18 protein-coding genes are annotated in these 20,301 nt (G+C 69.0%); 8 read left to right on the top strand and 10 right to left on the bottom strand.

Going from position 1 to position 20,301, the window contains the following annotated elements; genetic code table 11:
- Nucleotides 1–47: 47 nt before the first annotated feature.
- Together ACTIEW_RS09365 and ACTIEW_RS09360 are read right to left on the bottom strand one after the other, a co-directional pair.
- On the bottom strand, nucleotides 48–749 hold the full coding sequence (locus tag ACTIEW_RS09365; protein WP_439477639.1) for a hfsB: 702 nt from the start codon (nucleotides 747–749) through the stop codon (nucleotides 48–50).
- 49 nt (nucleotides 750–798) lie between these two features.
- Nucleotides 799–2,241 (bottom strand): GumC family protein, encoded by a 1,443-nt coding sequence (locus tag ACTIEW_RS09360; RefSeq protein ID WP_439477638.1) that lies wholly within the window; start codon nucleotides 2,239–2,241, stop codon nucleotides 799–801.
- A 123-nt stretch (nucleotides 2,242–2,364) separates the two neighbouring features.
- Here ACTIEW_RS09360 and ACTIEW_RS09355 point away from each other — a divergent pair, with 123 nt between their 5' ends.
- The 3 genes from ACTIEW_RS09355 (at nucleotide 2,365) to ACTIEW_RS09345 (ending at nucleotide 4,904) form a co-directional block, all read left to right on the top strand.
- A complete protein-coding gene (locus ACTIEW_RS09355) occupies nucleotides 2,365–3,147 on the top strand; it encodes a polysaccharide biosynthesis/export family protein (RefSeq protein ID WP_439477637.1) in 783 nt (260 codons plus the stop codon).
- Between the two features lie 136 nt (nucleotides 3,148–3,283).
- Entirely contained in the window at nucleotides 3,284–4,120 is an 837-nt protein-coding gene (locus ACTIEW_RS09350; protein WP_439477636.1) for an enoyl-CoA hydratase-related protein, read from the top strand.
- 127 nt (nucleotides 4,121–4,247) lie between these two features.
- Nucleotides 4,248–4,904, top strand: coding sequence for an SOUL family heme-binding protein (locus tag ACTIEW_RS09345; protein ID WP_439477635.1), 657 nt, complete (start codon nucleotides 4,248–4,250; stop codon nucleotides 4,902–4,904).
- A gap of 26 nt (nucleotides 4,905–4,930) precedes the next feature.
- On the opposite strand, the gene ACTIEW_RS09340 is transcribed toward ACTIEW_RS09345, so the two are convergent.
- Both ACTIEW_RS09340 and ACTIEW_RS09335 read right to left on the bottom strand, forming a co-directional pair.
- Nucleotides 4,931–5,233, bottom strand: coding sequence for a sel1 repeat family protein (locus ACTIEW_RS09340; protein ID WP_439477634.1), 303 nt, complete (start codon nucleotides 5,231–5,233; stop codon nucleotides 4,931–4,933).
- A 214-nt stretch (nucleotides 5,234–5,447) separates the two neighbouring features.
- Nucleotides 5,448–6,167, bottom strand: a complete 720-nt coding sequence (locus ACTIEW_RS09335) for a glutathione S-transferase N-terminal domain-containing protein (RefSeq protein WP_439477633.1) — start codon at nucleotides 6,165–6,167, stop codon at nucleotides 5,448–5,450.
- A gap of 176 nt (nucleotides 6,168–6,343) precedes the next feature.
- Between ACTIEW_RS09335 and ACTIEW_RS09330 the strand changes: the two genes are divergently transcribed.
- The 4 genes from ACTIEW_RS09330 (at nucleotide 6,344) to ACTIEW_RS09315 (ending at nucleotide 11,931) form a co-directional block, all read left to right on the top strand.
- Complete coding sequence (locus ACTIEW_RS09330; protein WP_439477632.1) at nucleotides 6,344–6,943, top strand: RcnB family protein; 600 nt, start codon at nucleotides 6,344–6,346, stop codon at nucleotides 6,941–6,943.
- Between the two features lie 164 nt (nucleotides 6,944–7,107).
- Nucleotides 7,108–8,094, top strand: coding sequence for an RcnB family protein (locus ACTIEW_RS09325; RefSeq protein ID WP_439477631.1), 987 nt, complete (start codon nucleotides 7,108–7,110; stop codon nucleotides 8,092–8,094).
- A 106-nt stretch (nucleotides 8,095–8,200) separates the two neighbouring features.
- Nucleotides 8,201–10,423 (top strand): RNA degradosome polyphosphate kinase, encoded by a 2,223-nt coding sequence (locus tag ACTIEW_RS09320; RefSeq protein ID WP_439477630.1) that lies wholly within the window; start codon nucleotides 8,201–8,203, stop codon nucleotides 10,421–10,423.
- Nucleotides 10,423–11,931, top strand: coding sequence for a Ppx/GppA phosphatase family protein (locus ACTIEW_RS09315; RefSeq protein WP_439477629.1), 1,509 nt, complete (start codon nucleotides 10,423–10,425; stop codon nucleotides 11,929–11,931). Before ACTIEW_RS09320 ends, ACTIEW_RS09315 begins: the two co-directional genes overlap by 1 nt.
- Before the next feature lie 7 nt (nucleotides 11,932–11,938).
- On the opposite strand, the gene ACTIEW_RS09310 is transcribed toward ACTIEW_RS09315, so the two are convergent.
- The 3 genes from ACTIEW_RS09310 to ACTIEW_RS09300 form a co-directional block, all read right to left on the bottom strand.
- A complete protein-coding gene (locus ACTIEW_RS09310) occupies nucleotides 11,939–12,487 on the bottom strand; it encodes a hypothetical protein (protein WP_439477628.1) in 549 nt (182 codons plus the stop codon).
- Between the two features lie 61 nt (nucleotides 12,488–12,548).
- A complete protein-coding gene (locus ACTIEW_RS09305; protein ID WP_439477627.1) occupies nucleotides 12,549–13,181 on the bottom strand; it encodes a methyltransferase family protein in 633 nt (210 codons plus the stop codon).
- Nucleotides 13,182–13,265: 84 nt separating this feature from the next.
- Nucleotides 13,266–14,243 carry a M28 family peptidase gene (locus tag ACTIEW_RS09300; protein WP_439477626.1) on the bottom strand — a complete coding sequence of 326 codons (978 nt, stop codon included), beginning with the start codon at nucleotides 14,241–14,243 and terminating at the stop codon, nucleotides 13,266–13,268.
- A gap of 140 nt (nucleotides 14,244–14,383) precedes the next feature.
- Between ACTIEW_RS09300 and ligA the strand changes: the two genes are divergently transcribed.
- Nucleotides 14,384–16,720 (top strand): NAD-dependent DNA ligase LigA, encoded by a 2,337-nt coding sequence (gene ligA, locus ACTIEW_RS09295; protein WP_439477625.1) that lies wholly within the window; start codon nucleotides 14,384–14,386, stop codon nucleotides 16,718–16,720.
- 151 nt (nucleotides 16,721–16,871) lie between these two features.
- On the opposite strand, the gene ACTIEW_RS09290 is transcribed toward ligA, so the two are convergent.
- From ACTIEW_RS09290 to ACTIEW_RS09280, 3 genes are all read right to left on the bottom strand, one after another.
- Entirely contained in the window at nucleotides 16,872–17,861 is a 990-nt protein-coding gene (locus ACTIEW_RS09290; protein ID WP_439477624.1) for an aldo/keto reductase, read from the bottom strand.
- A gap of 72 nt (nucleotides 17,862–17,933) precedes the next feature.
- Nucleotides 17,934–19,748 carry an aminopeptidase P family protein gene (locus ACTIEW_RS09285; protein WP_439477623.1) on the bottom strand — a complete coding sequence of 605 codons (1,815 nt, stop codon included), beginning with the start codon at nucleotides 19,746–19,748 and terminating at the stop codon, nucleotides 17,934–17,936.
- A 39-nt stretch (nucleotides 19,749–19,787) separates the two neighbouring features.
- Nucleotides 19,788–20,258, bottom strand: a complete 471-nt coding sequence (locus ACTIEW_RS09280; protein WP_439477622.1) for a hypothetical protein — start codon at nucleotides 20,256–20,258, stop codon at nucleotides 19,788–19,790.
- Between the last annotated feature and the right edge of the window lie 43 nt (nucleotides 20,259–20,301).

Raw genomic sequence — 20,301 nt, 5'->3', positions numbered from 1 at the left:
ACTACCTCGTCAACTCCGGATACGGTTCCGTGTGAACGAGTCCCGCTCTAGCCTGTCAACCGCTTGAGAAACGCCGGCGGATTGTAGGTCGAGCGGTTGACCACGACCCCCGCGATCTTGCCGCCCACCGCCTCGATCTCGTCGCGCAGCATCAGCGGTTCGTTGGTCGCCCCGCTCTCGGCCGCCACCACCAGGACTGTGGCGTCGACATAGGGAGCGAGGGTGATGGCCATGTCGTTGCGATCGGCGGCAGGCGAGTCGATCACCACCGTATCGGCGTGTTTGCGCAGGGCGTCCCAGTAGCGGGCGTCGCTGACCGCCTCGGCGCGCTGGCCCGAGCGCAGATGCTCCGCCGCGAACCGGGTCACCCACAGCCGGCCGCCGAGACAGGGCCGCGCCGTCATCAGCCGGGCCGGGTGCACGGGCTTGCCCATCCGATCCATGATGCGGGGGGTGACGGCGAAGAAGATGGAGCCGTCGGGGGTGGCGATAGCCGCCTTGCCGAGCATGCCGAAGCGGTCGGGTTCGGCCGCGACCGCCTCCATCTGACCCTGCTGGGCCAGGTCGGCGTCGATCAGCCAGACGGGACGGCGGGCGCGCACGGCGGCCAGCCGGGCGTATTCGCGGGCGACCGTCGACACGCCCTCGCCCGAGGTGGCGGCGGCGATCTGGACCACGCGGCCGCGATGGCCCGGCGCCGGCCCCAGCGCGGCCCAGAGAGCCGCCATTTCGGATGTCAGATCGACCATCGAATCGCTACGCGCCCGGTTACAGGCTCCTACGCTAACACGGGCGGGGTCATCGGGCCTTCATCGGGGCGACGGCCAGAACGGGCATATCAAGGGTCCGTCCGGTCGAGGCCGGGGTGACAAAGCCCCGCCGCGTAAACACCCGCAACAGGCCGACGCACAGGGCGGTGAAGGCGGCGAACAGGAAGACCACCGCCAGCAGGGGGGCCTTCAGGCTGGTTCCCCGGGTCGGGGCCTCGGCGCGCTCGATCACATTGACGTTGTCGGCCCCGGCGGCGACCAGGGCGCTGTCGGCGCGGGCGGCGCTCTCGCGCTGCTGGAAGTCGCGCACCAGGGTGGTCAGGACCTCGCGGTTGCCGGCGAGGTTGGCGTTGGTCGATTCCAGCCGGGTCATTTCAGCCAGACGCGCGCGCAGCTGGTTCAACTGGCCCTCGGCGACCGCCAGCCGGGCGGCGAGACCGTCGCGGTCGGCGGCGGCGGTGATGCGGGTCGTCTCGATCTCGGTGAAGATGGTGCTGGGCCCGGTGCGAACCTCCCTGGGGCCGACCGTCGTGCCGGTGGCGACATAGGCCTGCAGGTCAGCGATCTGCTGGTCGATGTCCCGCACGGGCTGGGCGTCGGGCGTATAGCGCGACAGCAGGGCTTCGCGCTGGGTGCGCAGGGTCAGGATCTGGTCCTGGGCCGAAATGTTCAGGTCCTGCTGCAGCACGACCTCGGCGGGCTGTTGCGCCAGCTGGGTTTCCAGCGTCGCCAGCCGCTGGCTGGCCTGGTTGAGCTGGGCGCGCAGTGACAGGGCCTCGGCCTGGGTCGTCTGATAGCTGGCCGCGAGACTCGCCTTAAAGGTGGCGAAGTCGCCGATGTCGTTGGACTCCAGGAAGGCGTTATAGGCCTCGTCGGCGGTGGTCAGGTCGTCCTCGAAGACCGCGCGCTGGGCCGCATAGGCCGGGGTGGCGCCGCCGCCGTACACCTGCCGGCGCTGGACCAGATACTGGTCCACCACGGCGTTCAGCACCTGAGCCGCGCGCACCGGGTCGTCGGATTCGTAGGAGGCCGAGATGATGGCGCTGCCGGGCGTCACGCCGACGCCGAGTCCGGAGTCGAGCGCCTTCAGGGCCGCGGTTTCCTTTTCCGCCGGCGTGCCGCGCGCGCCGGGACCCAGAACCGTATCGGCGCCGACGGCGCGGACGGCCCGGCGCTTGACCTCGAGACTGCCCAGAATGGCGGCCTCGGCCTGGGCCACGGCGTCGGCTTCCAGCGGCTGGCTGCGCTCGGTCGGGCCGACGCGGGGTTGATAGACATATTCAGAACCGGCCCCGGCATAGACGCTGGCGGTGGCGGTGTAGGATTTCTTCAGCGTCAGCACCGCCGCCGTACCGATGGCGAACACGACGAGGAAGATCACGACCATCAGCAGGGTTTCACGGAACAGCAGGCCAACGACATCGGAGAAGCCGTAGCGCGGGCGGACTGTCGTGTAGGCCGACGTGCGCATGGGGGGCGGACTGATTCCATCGTACCGGACTGGAACCGTCAGCCTTGGGCCAGCGGCGTTAACCACTGGTTACCCATAAGCGCCGACCCTGCACGGGACGCTGTTTTCGCGGAGTGAGTCCCCATGTCCATCGACCGTCGCCTGCTGCTGCTCGGACTTGTCAGCGCCGGCGCGATGGTCAGCGGCTGCGGCGGCGTACCGGGCCTGCGGGGCGGCGATGACTACGGCTCGCGCATGCCCCTGCCGCAGAGCTCGCGCGGCGGCGGCGGGCGGGTCCAGAATGTCGGCCGCACCTCCTTCCCCGAGATCGGCTTCGCCGACTGGACCGAGTCCGAGCCGGAATACGTCCTCTATCCCGGCGACGAGATCGAGATCGCCACCCCCACGGCCGTCGAACTGACCCGGACCCAGAGGATCGGCCCCGACGGCCGCATCTCCCTGCCGCTGGTCGGCCAGATCATGGCCGCCGACCGCACCATCGCAGAGGTCGAGCGCGACGCCTCGGACGCCTTCGCCAGCCAGCTGCGCCGGCCTGTGGTCGAGATCACGCTGAAGACCGCGGGGCCGATCCGCGTCTGGGTCGGCGGCGAGGTGCGCACCCCGGGCATGATCGAGATGAACGGGGATCTCGACGCCTATCAGGCCGTGATCCAGGCCGGCGACTTCCTGCCGACCGCCAGACAGGGCGAGGTGGCGCTGATCCGGCGCGGGCCGGGCGGCGTCCGCATGATGCGGGCGGTGGACCTGCGGCCCCGCCGCGGCGAGATCATCGCCCTCAGGCGCGGCGACATCATCTTTGTCCCGCGCTCAAACCTCGGCGAGGTGGCCAATTTCGTCAGCCTGATCCGCAACGCCCTGCCCATCGGCTTCAGCTATGTGATCGGCGGGCAGTATCAGCAGTTCTAGCTGAGCGGGACCCGGTCGGCGGCCGGCAGCCTGCCGGCGTGAATAGCTCGGCGCCAGACTTGGCGTCCGGGCGGTTTCAATGGAAAAGGCTGCGGGTCGCCGGGGTTCAAGTCCCGGACAGGAGCGAAAGACCCTCATGTCGGCATTCCAGCTTGATCGGGACGGCGCGGTCGCCCACCTGCGCCTGTCGCGGCCCGAAGCCTCCAACGCCCTGGACCTGTCGTTCTGGCGGGACTTCGGCCCCGCGCTCAGGGCGCTGGACGCCACTGGCGAGGTCCGTGCGCTTGTCATCTCGGGCGAGGGCCGGAATTTCTGCGCGGGGATGGACATCTCCGTCTTCTCCGGCGGGACCATTCTCAAGACCGACACCCCGGCCGGGCGACAGGCCTTCCACCAAGCCGCACGCGAGCTGCAGGATGCGCTGAGCTGGATCGAGCGCGTCCGGTTTCCTGTCATCGCGGCGGTGCAGGGCGCCTGCGTCGGGGCCGGGCTCGACCTCGTCGCCGCCTGTGACCTGCGGCTGGCCGCGGCGGGTGCCTGGTTCCGGATCGAGGAGATCAATATCGGCATGATGGCCGACGTCGGCAGCCTGCAGCGCCTGCCCCACATCCTGCCGGAGGCCGTGGTGCGCGAACTGGCCTATCTGGGCACATCCCTGACTGCGGACCGGGCCGAGCGTCTGGGCTTCGTCAACGCCGTTCTGCCCGACGCCGAGGCCCTGCTCGCCGCCGCGCTGGAGATGGCGAAGGCCGTGGCCGCCAAGGCGCCGCTCGCGATTTCGGGCTCAAAGGCCGCGATCGCCTATGCGCGGGACCACACGGTCGCCGAGGGGCTGGAATGGGCGGCGGTGATGCAGGGCTCGATCTGGAACACGTCGGACATCCTCGCGGCCATTCAGGCCCGGATGACGCGGACGCCCGCCGAATTCGCCCCGCTCGAGCCCCATGCCGGGATCGGAACCGGCGAGGGCTGAGCCTCCGCCCAGCGGCTGCTGCGACAAGATGGGCGGGGGCGATCAGAGGTCTTTGGCGCATTGATGGGCGGATCCCCCGCGGGGCCTTCCCGCCCGCGGCCCGGCATCCCCAATGGACCGCACGACCATGAAAACGAAGCTTGTCGCCGTGGCAGCCGCCTTGCTGACGTCCGCCTGTTCGACCGTCGGCGTCCGCTCCGGGACGGAGGAACCGACCTTCACAGAGGTCGGCCGCGTCGGGGACATCCAGATTCGAACCTATGGCGAGCGGATCGCGGCCCAGACCGTCGTGACCGGCTCAAGCGAGGCGGCGCGCAACCGCGGTTTCCAGCGGTTGGCTGGCTACATCTTCGGGGGAAATGCGGCCCGCACCAGCATCGCCATGACCGCTCCAGTGGCCCAGGGCGCCGGCGACGGGGCCTCACGCCGGTCGCAGAGCATCGCCATGACCGCGCCGGTCGCCCAGGGCGCCGCCGGTCCGGACCGGTGGACGATCCAGTTCTTTATGCCGGCGGAATATACAATGGACAGTCTTCCGGTCCCGCGAGACCCCGCTGTCGTCCTGACAGTGGTCCCGGCCGAGACCTATGCCGTGCTGCGCTTTGCCGGCCTCGGCGCGGCGCGGACGGTGGCCGCGAAACAGGCTGAGCTGGAAGCGGGTCTGGCGGGCGGCGCCTGGGTCAGCCGCGGTGACCCTGTGGCCTGGTTCTATGATCCGCCCTGGACCTTTCCGCCCTTACGACGGAATGAGGTCGCCGTCCGGGTCGTCCGCCGCGATCGTTGAGATCGGGCGGCCCCGACGTCGGTTTGTCAGGCGGCGAGGCTGACCACGCCCGCATCAATCCAGCGGCGGGCTGCCTTCTGGGCCTCCGCGATCTCGTCCTGCTCCATCTCCTGGCTCATCTCGCGACGATAGACGCGCGCTTCGATGGAGCCCTTCATGGCGGCCAGGTTAAAGATCATATGGGCCGAGACGCGGTCCATCGGGCAACCGCCCTGGCCGCTCGAATACATCATGCCCAGCCGGAACAGGTCGTCGCCGTTCATGTCGGCGGTCGGCAGGGGCAGGCCCTGCTCTTGATCGACTTGCGGCGCGGTTTCTTGCGCGTTCATCACCGTATCTCCCGAACCGGAGCCTTTCTGGCCCCGCCCTCTGAGACGCGATCAAATACCTGCGGTTTGAAGGTAAAGTTAACAGCAGGGGGCAGTTGCGGCCTTTTCAGTACAGATTGAGCGAATACTGCGTCCCTGTTCAGACCTCTGAAATAACTCGGAAATCTCTGATTCACACCTGCTAACAGGGCATGACCGGGAGGCTTACGAACGGTTACCGCGCCCGCTGTCCGAACAGCACCTTGCGCGCCGTCTTGGCCGCCTCGCCGGACGCCGCCAGGCTGCGGCGCATATCATCGCCCAGTGCCCGACCCGCGATCACGGCGGGCCGGGCGCCCACCCGCTCCATCCAGGCTTTCAGGTTCGGGAACTCCGCCAGGTCCTGTCCCTGCAACTCCGGCAGCACCCAGGGCCAGGCCGCCATGTCGGCGATGGAATACTCCCCCGCCAGATAGTCGCGGTCGGCCAGCCGTCGGTCCATCACGCCATACAGACGATGCGTCTCATCCGTATAGCGGCGGACGCCATAGGCGATCTGGCGCTGATCCTTGATGATCGCGGGCGCGTACTGGCGGAAATGGTGCGTCTGGCCCGCCATCGGCCCCAGCCCCCCGACCTGCCAGAACAGCCACTGATCCACCTCGGCCTTGCCGCGGGGGTCCTGCGGATAGAACTGGCCCGACTTGATCCCCAGGTACTGCAGGATGGCCCCGGACTCGAAGATCGACAGCGGCTGCCCGTCCGGACCGTCCGGATCAACGATGGCCGGCATCCGCCCATTCGGGCTGATGGCCTGAAAGGCCGCCCCGAACTGCTCGCCGGCGCCGATGTTCACCGGCTTCATCTCGTACGGCAGGCCCATCTCCTCGAGCGCGATCGAGATTTTCCAGCCGTTGGGCGTAGGCCAGTACCAGAGTTCGATCGGCGCGGTCATGCAAGGGTCCTGTAAAGCTGGCTCACAGGTGGGTGGATCGCCTCGCGCGCGCAATGCCGCGCCCGCCAATCCTGACATTCGCGTTCAGGGAGAGTTCATCCCCCCGGGGCGACGTTCACACATGATTAACGGGCGGATCCGGTGTCTCGTCGCCGTCCCTCAGTTGGAGAGTGATCATGAACCGCTTGACCAAGGCTGCGGTGCTCGGACTGGTGCTGGCCACCGCCGCTCCCATGGCCGCCGAGGCCCAGAGCCGGGGCGACCGTCGCGAAAACCGCCGCGACTATCGCGAGGATCGACGGGACGACCGCCGCGAGTTTCGTCAGGAGCGCCGCGACGACCGCCGCGACTGGCGGCAGGGCGACTATGACAACCGCCGCGACTTCCGTCAGGACCGTCGGGAAGACCGGCGTGATTTCCGCGAGGAACGCCGCGACGACCGTCAGGATTTCCGCCGCGAACAGCGTTGGGACCGCAACAATCGCGACTGGTGGCGCGGCCGTAACGACTTCCGAGACTACCGCGGCGCCCGGAACGGCTACTGGTACGCCCCCAGCTACGGCTACTACCGCGTCGAGCCGCGCTATTACGGCCAGCGCTGGCAGCGGGGCCATTACCTGCCCCACTCCTATCGCAGCTACTACGTTCGCGACCCCTACGACTACAACCTGCGTCCGGCGCCGCGCGGCTACCGCTACGTCCACGCCGGCAATGACATCGTGCTGATCGCCATTGCGAACGGCCTGATCGCGAGCGTGCTGTCGGGCGTTTACTAGGGTCCGTCATACGCTCTGAAACGCGCCCCGCGGGCTTCGGCCGGCGGGGCGTTTTCGCATCCCGCTCCATTGTGACCACGCAGTTTGTTCAGTCATGGTTCATGATGAAAGCGCGACCTTGACCACAAGCCGTCTGACAGGGACGTGCGGGGAAGAATACGAGAATGAAACGCTCATTGATGGTCGCCGCAGCCCTTGCGGCCTTCGCCGTACCGGCCATGGCGCCCTTGACCGTCCTGGCCCAGGACGGAGAACGTGGCGGAGGCCGGCGCGGCGCCGCTCTCCAGAACGGGGACGAGGCTCGCGAAGACCGGCCTGACCGTCCTAACCGACCCGATACGCCGGATCAGCCCGACAGACCGCAACGCCCCGACAGGCCGGATCGACCGGATCGGCCGGATCGGCCTGACCGGCCGCAGACTCCGGATCAACCGCGCCCGGACCGGCCTGACCGGCCCGATAGACCTGATCGCCCTGACAGACCTGACCGGCCGCAAACACCTGATCGGCCGCGCCCGGACCGGCCTGACCGCCCGGACAGACCGGATCGCCCTGACCGGCCGCAAACGCCCGATCGGCCGCGCCCGGATCGTCCGGACAGACCCGACCGCCCTGACAGGCCTGACCGGCCGCGGCCTGATCAGCCTGACAGACCGGATCGCCCCGACCGGCCGCGCGATCGGGACGACCGGCGCGATGACCGATGGGATCGGCGCGAGGATCGGCGTGACGACCGCCGGGACCGTCGCGAGGATCGTTTCGAGCGTCGATCCGACCGCCGCGAGTATCGCGAGTTCCGCAACCGCTTCAATGGCGACCAATGGCGGCGAACCTGGAACCGCAACCACCGCGGCGACTGGTGGCGCAGCGATCGTCGGTTCCGGGGCTACAGCGGCTTCCGTATCGGTTTCTATTTCGCGCCGGGCTACGGCTATTACCAGGTGCCCCGGAACTACTGGGGCCAGCGCTACCATGTCGGCGACTACCTGCCGTCGATCTTCTGGCGCTATCAGCTGAATGACTGGCGCACCTACGGCCTCGGCTATCCGCCCGAGGGCACGCGCTGGGTGCTGGTCGACAACCACATCTATCTGATCGACCAGTACGACGGTTACATCATCGACGTCATCCTCGACGCCTGGAGCTGGTAAGCCGTCAGGACACGGAGGAAACGCCGTCCGGCCCCGGGGTCGGGCGGCGTTTTCCATTGTCAGAGCGAGGTTGCGGCCATCGCCGCGCCGGGCCAGAACCGGCTCCATGAGCGATCCGGCGATCAGCGACACGACCACCGGCGAGGAGGTCCCCTCCTCGCGTGCGCCACAGCTGGAGCTGTCCGAAGCCCTGATGGCCTCGCCGACCCGCTTCTTCAACCGCGAGATCTCGTGGCTGGCCTTCAACGGCCGGGTGCTGGAGGAGGCCGCCAATCCGGGGCACCCCCTGCTGGAGCGGCTGCGCTTCCTGTCGATTTCGGCCAACAATCTCGACGAGTTCTTCATGACCCGCGTCGCCGGCCTCAAGGGCCAGGTGCGCGAGCGGGTGCGCGTGCTGTCCGCCGATGGCCTGACCGCGGCCGAGCAGCTCGACAAGGTGAATGTCGCCGCCGGCAGCCTGATGGCCGAACAGCAGCGCCGCTGGCGCAAGCTGCGCAAGGAGCTGACGGGCGTCGGCATCGAGGTCGTCGATGCAGGCCGGATCACCAGGACCGAGCGCGAGCGGCTGGAGCCCGAGTTCCTGAACCAGCTGTTCGCCGTGCTGACGCCGATGGCGATCGACCCGGCCCACCCCTTCCCCTTCCTGCCCAACCTCGGCTTCTCGCTGGCGCTGAAGCTGAAGCGGCGCTCGGACAACCGCACGCTCTACGCCCTGGTCCCCGTGCCGACCCAGGTGAAGCGGTTCTGGCCGCTGGCGACCGACGGCCGCTCAACCCCCGGCCGCCGCCGCTATCTGACGCTGGAGAGCCTGCTGATGCTCTTCATCGACCACCTCTTCCCGGGCTGCGACGTGCTGGAGCGGGGCGTCTTCCGTCTGATCCGCGACTCGGACATCGAGATCGAGGAAGAGGCCGAAGACCTGGTCATGGAGTTCGAGGAGGCGTTGAAACAGCGCCGTCTCGGCTCGGTCGTGCGCATCAAGATCGAGGCGTCCATGCCGGACGACCTGCGGACCTTCATCACCGACCAGCTGGACGCCGCGCCGCAGGACATCGTTCTGGTCGACGGCATGCTGGGCCTGGCCCAACTGGCGGAGCTCATCCCCTCGGGCCACCCCGACCTGAAATTCAAGGGCTATGAGCCGCGCTATCCCGAGCGCGTACGGGACAACGGCGGCGACATCTTCGCGGCCGTGCGCGAGAAGGACATGCTGATCCACCATCCGTTCGAGAGCTTCGACGTGGTGGTCCAGTTCCTGCGCCAGGCGGCCCGCGACCCCCACGTTATCGCCATCAAACAGACGCTGTACCGGACCTCCAAGGACAGCCCGATCGTCGCCGCCCTGATCGAGGCGGCCGAGAACGGCAAGAACGTCACCGCCCTGGTTGAGATCAAGGCCCGGTTCGATGAGGAAGCCAATCTGCGCTGGGCCCGGGCCATGGAGCGGGCGGGCGTCCACGTCGTCTTCGGCTTCGTCGAATGGAAGACCCATGCCAAGCTCAGCGTCGTCGTGAGGCGCGAGGGCGAGGGGCTGAAGACCTACTGCCATTTCGGCACAGGCAACTATCACCCGGTGACGGCGCGGATCTACACCGACCTCAGCCTGTTCTCTTGCGACCCCGTGCTGGCCCGCGACGCTTCGCGCGTGTTCAACTACATCACCGGCTACGCGCAGCCCGACGAGCTGGAGGCCCTGGTGGTCTCGCCGCTCAACATGAAGACCACCCTGATCGACCTGATCGGCAAGGAGATGGCGGCGGCGGCCAAGGGCAAGCCGGCGGCGATCTGGGCCAAGATGAACTCGTTGGTCGATCCCCAGATCATCGACGCCCTGTATCGCGCCAGCCAGTGGGGCGTGCGCATCGAGCTCGTGATCCGCGGCATCTGCTGCCTGCGCCCCGGGGTAACGGGCCTGTCGGAAAACATCCGCGTCAAGTCCATCGTCGGCCGGTTCCTGGAACATAGCCGCATCGTCGCCTTCGCGAACGGCCGCGACCTGCCTCACGACAAGGCGAAGCTGTATATCTCTTCGGCCGACTGGATGAACCGGAACCTCGACCGCCGGGTCGAGCTGATGACCCCGGTGCTGAACGCCACGGTGCATGACCAGGTGCTGGACCAGATCATGGTCGCCAACCTCAAGGACGACGCCCAGAGCTGGGTGCTGGCCGCCGACGGCGCCTATCATCGGGTCACGCCCGCCGACCCCGAACGACCGTTCTCGGCGCACAAATACTTCATGACCAACCCCAGCCTGTCGGGGCGTGGCCGCAAGGTGAAGACCCTGCCGGGCCATCTCAGCTACGAGCCGTCGCGGAAGAAGCGTTGATGCCCGACGCGCTGCAATCCGTGATCGGCGCGCCGCGCGACGTCGCCGCCATCGACATCGGCTCCAACTCGGTGCGTCTGGTGCTGTACCGGCTGGAAGGCCGCGCCATCTGGACGGTATTCAACGAGAAGGTGCTGGCGGGTCTCGGGCGCGACCTGGGGGAAACCGGCCGCCTGTCAGTCGAGGGCGCGGCCCAGGCCCTGACCGCCCTCAAGCGGTTCGCCGCCGTCATCGACGGCGTTCAGCCCGCCCACACCTTCGTCGCCGCCACCGCCGCCGTGCGCGAGGCCGAGGATGGCCAGGAGTTCTGCGACCGCGTCGCCGCCGCCACAGGGCTGAAGATCCGCGTCCTGTCCGGCGAGGAGGAGGCGCGTTACGCCGCCCTCGGGGTCCTCGCGGGCATTCCGCACGCCGACGGGGTGGTCGGCGACCTCGGAGGCTCCAGCCTCGAACTGGTCCGTCTCGCCGACGGCATGGCGGGACGCGGGACGACCCTGCCCCTCGGCCCCTTCGCCCTGGCCGACGCGCGCGGCTTCGACGCAGACCGCCTGCGCGGGACTATCGCGGGGCGGCTGAAGCCCGTCGGCGACTACCGGTCCGACACCCTCTATGCGGTCGGCGGCGCGTGGCGGACCCTCGCCCAGGTGCATATGGAAATCACCGGCTATCCGCTGCGCATCGTGCACCAGTACGAGATGGACGCCGTCGACCTGATGGGCACGGCCCGGCTGATCGCCCGGTCGTCGAAGGCCTCGCTGGAGAAATGGCCCGGACTGTCGCGCAAGCGCGCCGACACCCTGCCCCTGGCCGCGCTCGTGCTGGAAGGCCTGATCGAACGGCTGGGGCTGAAGCGGATCGTTCTGTCGGCCTGGGGTGTCCGCGAAGGTCTGTTGTATGAGGCGCTTGAGCCCGAGGTCGCGTCCGCCGACCCACTGCTGGCGGGCTGCTCGGCCCTGGGCGCCCGTCAGGGCATTTCACCCGCGCTGCCCGGCGCCCTGAATGGCTGGATCGCGCCCTTGATGGCCGCCCTGCCCCCGGTGTTCGATCGGGACCGCGACGCCGTGCTGGCTGACGCGGCCTGCCGACTGGCCGATCTCGGCGCCCGTCTGCATCCCGACCACCGCGTCGAACTGGCCTTTGATCAGGTGCTGCGCGCGCCGGTGCCGGGCCAGAACCATGCTGAACGGGCCTATCTCGCCGTGGCCGTGAACGCCCGGTATGGCGGGGGCGGCTCGACGCCCGAGCCGAAGACGGTGGCCCGCCTTCTGAACGAGGAACAGCGGCAGGGCGCCCGCGCCCTCGGCCTGGCGATCCGGCTGGCCTGCGACCTGTCCGGCCGATCGCCCCAGCTGCTGGTCAACGCCCGCGCCGGGGTGAAGGACGGCGCCCTCGTCCTGACAGCCTCCGACGGCTATGCCGACGTCCTGCTGGGCGAACAGACCCGCCGCCGCGGCAAGGCCCTGGCCGAGGCCATGAGCTTGAAGCTGGATATCCGCTCGGGCGACTGACCCGGCGTCAGTCCCCGCCCCACCAGCGCAGCTCGACGTTCCGCGGTGGCGCTTCGCCGACCGTCAGCGTTCCCGTGACCACGACCCCCTCATCGCCGAGGTTGCGCCGCGAGGTCGCCAGGGCCCCGGGATCGAGCGCCCCCTCAAAACGGACCGCGCCCAGTTCGGCCGACTGACCTTCGAAGCGGATGCGGGTGTCCGTCACGGAATAGACCGTCGGCAGGACGCGAGCGGTGATGCTGCGCGCCTCGCCGATCTCGGTTTGGACCATAGGGCTGGTCACGTCGTCGAACTGCAGCATGACCGGGCCGAACGTCCCGCTCCGGCTTCGGCCTTCCCAGGCCTGGAACTCCTGCGCCTGACCGACGAAGACATGATCGAACGACCATTTCCCGATCCGCACCTCGCGCGCGGGCATGTAGTAGCCGGACAGGTACGAACTCAGGCTGTGGCTGAACGCCGGGGCGGAGGAGTCCGGGGCTTCGGCCGGAGCATCCGGCCGGTCGCATGACGCCAGAAGCGCCAGGCCAACCGCCAGTCCGATCAAATTTCGCATGACGAGGGCTCCCTGAACGTCCGGCGCCAACCGGACCACGGAGCGGTCCGCCTGTCCACCGTCAGGGCAGGTGGGCGGCGATATGCAGCCAGCCGGTCGCCTGGCCGGCGTCGATCAGTTCAAACACCGGAATTGCGAGCAGGAAGACCAGCCCGTCGCGGATCGTCGTCACGAACAGGCTCGGACGGATGGTCAACTGATCCTCATCCCGCCACAGCGAAAAGCACGGCCAGAAGCGCGGCGTGCGGGCCTTGTAGGCGATGTAGACGGCCCCGAACTCCCGTTCCAGAAACGCCTCCTCGCGCCGGACCGTCATGTAGAAGACGGCCATGGCCGCCAGCACAAAGCCCAGACCGATCGTGACGCTGCCGCTCTGCGCCCCGATCCCGAAGGCGCCGATGTAGCTGAAGACATAGAGTGGGTTGCGGCTGATCGAATAGGGACCGCGATCAACGATCTCGGCCTTCTTTCGCCCGCCGATGTACAGCGAGCACCAGGCCCGGCCGACGATCGACAGGATCATGGCGACGAACCCGATGGACTCGACCCGCTCGTGCCATTCGCCGTCGACGCCGCCGAGCGACTGGGTGACCAGGGCGAGTCCAACCAGCCCCACAAGAGCCGCGAGTACGGCCGCCTTGCGAATCTTCTGAACCGCGCCGAGGTCCAATGCCGGTCGATGTGCCGTGATCATGGGGTCGCCTCCGATTATCAAACCCAAACGACCCGAGCGTGACCATTTCAAGCCCGTATCTTTACGGGCACCCTGCGCTCGCGACTAGCGGTCGAGGCCGCGGTCCAGCGCCCGGAATGAGGCGATCGAGAGCTCGGTTACGCTGATGAAGACCGAGGGCGTGATCTTCTCGAAATCGTCCGACGGGCGGTGATAGTCCGGATGGTAGTTCACCCCCAGGTACAGGAACGGCACCTGGGCCCGGTGGAAGGCGGCGTGGTCCGACGACTCGACCCAGTTGTCCTGGCCGGTGTCCTGCGGCGTGTCCTTGCCGAAGGCCAGCGCCACCGCGCCATTGGCCGGAATCGGCTCGAGCAGGGGGCGGAACGTCGGATTCTGATAGGTGCCCGTGACCCACAGCTTGCCGTCGGTCTCGGCCCGCGCCGTCATGTCGAAATTCAGGTTCATGGCGATGGATTCGAGCGGCATCGGCGGCACCTCGACGAAATGCTTCGCGCCCAGCAGGCCGTGCTCTTCGCCGTCGAGGGCCACGATCAGTACGCTGTGCTCGGGCGCCTGACGCTTCAGATCGGCGGCCAGGGCCAGCATGGTTGCCACGCCGGAGGCGTTGTCGTCCGCGCCGTTGAACACCAGGCCCTCGGCGTTGACGCCGACGTGGTCGTAGTGGGCCGTGACGACGATATAGCGGTCGGTGACGCGCGTGCCGGGGATCACCCCGATCACATTGACGCCGTTGTACGTCTTCGGTCCCGCGCGGGTCCGGCCCTGCATCTCCCACGGCTGCAGCCGGCCCATCGGCGCCGCTACGACGCCCAGCGCCTCCAGCCGGCCGACGATGTAGGTGCGCGCCCTCTCTCCGCCCGCCCCGCCGGTGTCGCGGCCCTGCATGTCGTCGGCCGACAGGATGCGCACATCTTCCAGCAGCTGGGCGTGCATCGCCGACGGCGCCGGCGCGGCCGCTGCGGGCGGCGTCGCCTCGGGTCCGAACAGACCGGCGCAGGCCGACAGCAGAAGGGCGCCGCCGAGGGCGGTCGACAGGGCGAAAAGACGAACGTGACGCATGGGGGCTCCTGGGAATCGCCGCGACGCTAGCCGAGCGCGGCGGCGGTGTCAGTTTAACTCCCTGTCATCCGGCTTCCGGGCCTCGCAACCCCGTCGGCCGATGCTAGAACGACCCGGTGAGTCCTTCCGGCGAGCCCCCCATGTCCGACATCCCCGTCGATCAGCTGTCCGAGTCCGCCGCGCGCGAGGAGCTCGACCGGCTGGCCGCCGAGCTGGCCCGGCACGACGCCCTCTATCACGCCGAAGACGCCCCCGAGATTTCCGACGCCGACTATGACGCCCTCAAGCGCCGCGCGCTCGAGATCGAGGACCTGTTTCCCGATCTGACCAGTCCCGCCTCGCCGTCGCAGGTGGTCGGCGCGGCGGCCTCCAGCCAGTTCGCCCCGGTGCGCCACGGCGTGCCCATGCTGTCGCTCGACAACGCTTTCTCTCCGGAAGAGGTGACCGACTTCGTCGCGCGCATCCGCCGCTTCCTCAAACTGCCCGGCGACGAACACATCGCCTTCGTCGCCGAGCCCAAGATCGACGGCCTGTCCGCCAGCCTGCGCTACGAAAAGGGCGTGCTGGTCACCGGCGCCACGCGCGGCGATGGCAAGGCCGGCGAGGATGTCACCGCCAACCTGCGCACCCTGAAGGACATTCCCGACCGTCTGAAGGGTTCGGGCTGGCCCGCCGTGGTCGAGGTGCGGGGCGAGGTCTATGCCCCCAATGACGCCTTCGACGCCTTCAACGCCGCCGCCGAGGCCGAGGGTCAACGCACCTACGCCAACCCGCGCAATTTCGCCGCCGGCTCGCTGCGCCAGAAGGACCCGACGGTCACAGCCGCGCGACCGCTGCGCTTCTTCGCCTACGCCTGGGGGGAGACCTCGGCCGCCTTCGCGAAAACCCAGGCCGGCGCGCTCGAGGCCCTGGAGAGCTGGGGCTTCCCGGTCAACGACCGGTCGCGCCGGGTCGAGGACGAGACTGGCCTGCTGGCCCTCTACGACGGCCTCCAGACCGACCGCGCGACCCTCGGCTATGACATCGACGGTGTGGTCTACAAGGTCGACCGGCTGGACTGGCAGTCCCGCCTCGGCTTCGTCGCGCGCACCCCGCGCTGGGCCATCGCCCACAAATTCCCGGCCCAGCAAGCGACGACGGTGCTGGAAGACATCGACATCCAGGTTGGTCGCACCGGCTCGCACACGCCCGTCGCCCGGCTGCACCCGGTCACGGTCGGCGGCGTCGTCGTCCGCAACGCCACCCTGCACAACGCCGATGAGATCGCGCGGCTGGACGTCCGCCTCGGCGACACCGTCACCCTGCAGCGCGCGGGCGACGTCATCCCCCAGATATTGGGTGTCGTCGATCCCGACCGGCCGGGCCGCGGCGAACCGTGGGAGTTCCCGCACATCTGCATCTGCCCCCTGAAGACCGCGCTGGTGAAGGAAACCAACGCCTCGGGGGTGGAGTCCGTCGTGCGCCGCTGCACCGGCGAACTGGCCTGCCCATTCCAGCGCATCGAACACCTCAAGCATTTCTGCAGCCGACGCGCTTTCGACATTGAGGGCCTCGGCGAGAAACAGCTGATCGCCTTCCACGAACGCGGCTGGATCAGCCAGCCCGCCGACATCTTCCGCCTCGCCCGCGACGTCGGGAAGCTCGACACCCTGCGCGCCGAGGACGGCTATGGCGAGACCAGCGTCCGCAACCTCGTCGCGGGCATCGACGCCCGGCGCACCATCGCGCTGGACCGCTTCATCTACGGCCTCGGCGTGCGCGACATCGGCGAACAAACGTCTATCGTCCTGGCCCGCGCCTTCGAGACCTGGTCCGCCTTCGAGACCGCCTGTCTCGCCGCCGCCGGGGGCATTCCCAGCGAGGACTGGGTCCGGCTGAACGAGGCCCACGCCGTCTCGCCCCGCGTGGTCGCCGCCCTCGCCGAGGCCTCGCCGCCCGCCGCCGATCCGTGGCCCGAAGCCGCCATCGACCAGAAGATCGCCCTCGCCTTTCCCGGCCTCGCCGCCCCCGCCCGCCGCGGCCTCGCCATCCTCGCCGACGACTGGGCCGGACTGGTGCGCCTGGCCGCGATCGCCCGCGACGAAGGCCCCTCCGAGGGCCTCGGCCAGATCGCCGGCGTCTCCGGCGTCGGACCGGTCGCCGCCCGTGCGCTGGCCCTGTTCTTCCGCGAGACCCACAACCGGGCCATGGTCGACGCCCTGGTCCGCGAAATGGATCGGATCGAGGACGCGGAGAAACCCAGGTCCGACACCGCTGTCGCCGGCAAGACCGTGGTCTTCACCGGCGCGCTCGAACGATTCACCCGCGACGAGGCCAAGGCCCGCGCCGAGGCCCTCGGCGCCAAGGTTTCCGGCTCGGTGTCGAAGAAGACCGACTACCTCGTCGCCGGCCCCGGCGCCGGCTCCAAGATGGCCGACGCGCTCAAGCACGGCGTCACGGTCCTGACCGAGGACGAATGGCTGGCCCTGATCGGCTGACCCCGTCTCCTCCCTGTTCGCGCAGCGAATGGGGAGGTGGCGCGGCGCGGCTTCGCGCCGTGACGGAGGGGTGGACGACGCGCGCCGGCGCCCCTCCACCATGCTTCGCATGGTCCCCCTCCCCATCGCTTCGCGACAGGGAGGAAACGCCCTACCGGTTCAACGCCGCCCGCGCCGCCTCGGCATAGCGGTGGCCCGAGGCCGCTCCCTTGGGAAACACCGCCTCGATCCGCGCCTGATCGTCTGCAGTCAGCGTCAGATCGACCGCCGCCGCATTCTCCTCCAACGTCCGGATGCGCCGCGTTCCCGGGATCGGGACCAGCGTCTCGCCCTGGGCCAGCACCCAGGCCAGGGCCAGCTGCGCCGCCGTCACGCCCCTGTCCGCAGCAATGGCCGCGACGGCGTGGACCAGGTCGATGTTCTTCTGGAAATTCTCGCCCTGGAAGCGCGGGTTCGAGCGTCGGAAGTCGTCGGCGGCCAGATCCTCGACCGACTTGATCTCGCCCGAGAGAAAGCCCCGACCCAGCGGACTGTAGGGCACGAAGCCGATGCCCAGCTCGTCGCAGGTCGCGAACAGTTCGTCCTCCGGCTCGCGGCTCCACAGCGAATACTCCGTCTGCAGGGCGGTGATCGGGTGCTCGGCATGGCCCCGGCGCAGCGTCTCCGGCGAGGCCTCCGACAGGCCGAGGAAGCGCACCTTGCCCTCGGTCACCAGCTCGCCCATCGCCCCGACCGTCTCCTCGATCGGCGTGTTCGGGTCGACGCGGTGCAGATAATAGAGATCGACGTGGTCCATCCCCAGACGCTTCAGGCTGCCCTCGATGGCGCGGCGCACATTGGCCGGCGAGCCGTCGACGGCCAGGGCGGTGCGTTCGGCATTGTAGCCGATGCCGAATTTGGTCGCCACGAACGCCCGGTCGCGCCGGTCAGCCAGCGCCTTGCCGACCTGAATCTCGTTCGTGTGCGGACCGTACATCTCTGCCGTGTCGAGGAAGGTGACGCCGAGGTCGAGCGCGCGGTGGATTACCGCCGTCGCCTGCGCCTCATCCGAGGCCTGGCCATAGAAGGCCGCCATACCCATACAGCCGAGGCCAATGGCCGAAACCTGAGGGCCGCCGCGGCCGAGTTTGCGCGTCTTCATGACCGCTCTCCGTGAATTGTGGGGGGCCGGCGACGCATCCGCCGACCCACAGGAGATGGGCGCCGTTCGGCCTTAATTCAAGGGCGCTGCCTGCCCCCGCAGCCAGTCCAGCGCCTCGCCCTCCAGCAACGGTCCGACCTTGGCCAGAACCTCGGCGTGATAGGCGTCGACATAGGCCCGCTCGTCCGGCGTCAGGAGATCCACATCGATCAGCTTGCGGTCCAGCGGCGCGAGGGTCAGCTGTTCGAATCCGTGCATCGGCCGCTCGCCGCCCGGAATCGCCGTCGGCGGGGTCACCACTTGCAACGTCTCGATCCGGATGCCCCAGTGGCCCTCGCGGTAGTAGCCGGGCTCGTTCGACAGGATCATGCCGGTCAGCAGCGGCTGGCTGTTGACCGCCTTGGCGATCCTTTGCGGCCCCTCATGCACACCCAGATAAGAGCCCACGCCGTGGCCGGTGCCGTGGTCGTAGTCATGGCCCGCCATCCACAGCGGCAGCCGCGCCAGGGCGTCCAGCTGGTGGCCCGTCGTTCCGACCGGGAAGCGCACCACAGCCATGGCGATATGGCCCTTGAGCACGAGGGTGAACATGCGGCGCTGGGCGGCCGTCGGCTCGCCCACCGCCATCGTCCGGGTCACATCGGTGGTGCCGTCCAGATACTGGCCGCCGCCGTCCACCAGCAACAGACTGCCCTTCTCCATCCGCCGGATGGTGCGGGTCACGGGCTTGTAGTGCGGCAGGGCGCCGTTGGGCCCGGCCCCGGCGATGGTGTCGAACGACAGGTCCCTCAGCGCGCCGGTGGCCTCGCGGAATTCCTCCAGCGCTTCGGCGATCTGGCGCTCGTCCGGCAGGGTCTCCTGCCCCACGGTGTCGACCCAGTGCAGGAAGCGGGTCAGGGCCGCGCCGTCGCGGATGTGCGCCTGACGGCTGCCCTCGATCTCGACCGGATTCTTGCAGGCTCGCGGCAGGGTGCAGGGGTCCATGCCGCGCACCACGGTCGCGCCCGTCGCCTCGAGCCGATCGAAATACCAGGCCGGCGACTGGCCCGGATCGACCAGCACCTTCTGGCCCGAAAGGCCGTCGAGCACGGCGTCCAGCGCGGCGGGCGCTTCCAGCGTCACCGCATCGCCCAGCCAGTCGGGCAGTTCATTGGTCACCTTGCGCGGATCGAGGAACAGCTGCGCCGTCCCGTCCGCCTTCACCACCGCCTGCCCGAGTGGCAGGGGCGTGCGGATCACGTCGCCCCCGCGGATGTTGAACAGCCAGGCCAGCGACGCCGGCGCCGTCAGCACGGCGGCATCTGCGCCCGCCTTCGCCACCGCCTCGCCGATGCGGGCGCGTTTCAAGGCGCTGCTCTCGCCGCTGTAGCGGTCTTCGTGCGGGACCACCGGCGCGGTCGGCTGCTCCGGACGTTCCTCGGCCCAGGCGAGATCGAGCGGATTGGGTTCGACCGGCTTCAGCTCGGCCCCGGCCTTCTTCGCCGCACGCTTCAGCGTCGCAAGGGCGTCGGGACTGTGCAGCCGTGGATCATAGCCGATCACCGAACCCTTCGGCGCCCGCTCCAGCCAGGCCGGAACGCCGCCCTCGACGAGGTCGAGAATCTCGAACTGCGCCGGGTCCACCTGGGCCCTGACCTGAACCGTATAGCGGCCGTCCGCGAACACGGCGGCCCGGTCCATCAGCACGGCGCCCGCGCCGGCCGAACCGGTGAAGCCGGTCAGCCAGGCCAGCCGGTCGTTGGCGGCGGGCAGGTATTCGTTCTGGTGCTCGTCCTCGTGCGGGACCAGCAGGCCGTCGAGCCCCTGCTCGGCCATCTTCGCGCGCACGCGCGGCAGATGTTTCGCCCCGAAGGACGGATCGGTGGTTTCGTCGAAGCACTGGCGCATGGCGGCGAAACTAACGTCCCGCCGCCATGTCGCAAGCCGTCAGTTCTGCGGCGCGGTCGGCGTGACGATCGCGGGAGCCGGGACCTGCACCTCCCGCTCGATGACCATCGGCGTTGAAGCACGGGCTTCGGCGGCGCGAGCCTCGCTGGCGGCGCGGATGGCGTCGGCCTGCGAACGGGCGGCGTCGGCGCGGGCGATGTCGACGCTGGCCTGGGCTCCGGCGACCTGGCCCTGGATCAGGGCCGAATCCGCCTGGGCCTGGGCGGCGGCGGTGTCGAGCTGGGCTTCGAGCAGCGCCTCGTCCGACTGCGTGTCGGGTCCGCGCGCGAGGATCCAGAACACCGCGATAAGGACCGCGGCGCCCAGGATTCCGGCGATCCACCAGCCGGTGTTGGACTCGCGCACGACGACGGTTTCGACCGTCTCGGTCACATGGGCTGGCGATACGATGGTCTCGGTGATGACCGTCTCGCGGCGGTCGGGATCGTTGTTGGGGTCGTAATGCGTCACAGGCAGTTCCTCCACTGAACTGCCGCAACGGTTGCGGACGACG

The sequence above is a fragment of the Brevundimonas sp. genome, from assembly GCF_051860745.1.
Taxonomy (GTDB): Bacteria; Pseudomonadota; Alphaproteobacteria; order Caulobacterales; family Caulobacteraceae; genus Brevundimonas.
Note: the sequence above shows the minus strand (reverse complement) of the source record. Positions and strands in the feature narration are given on the sequence as shown.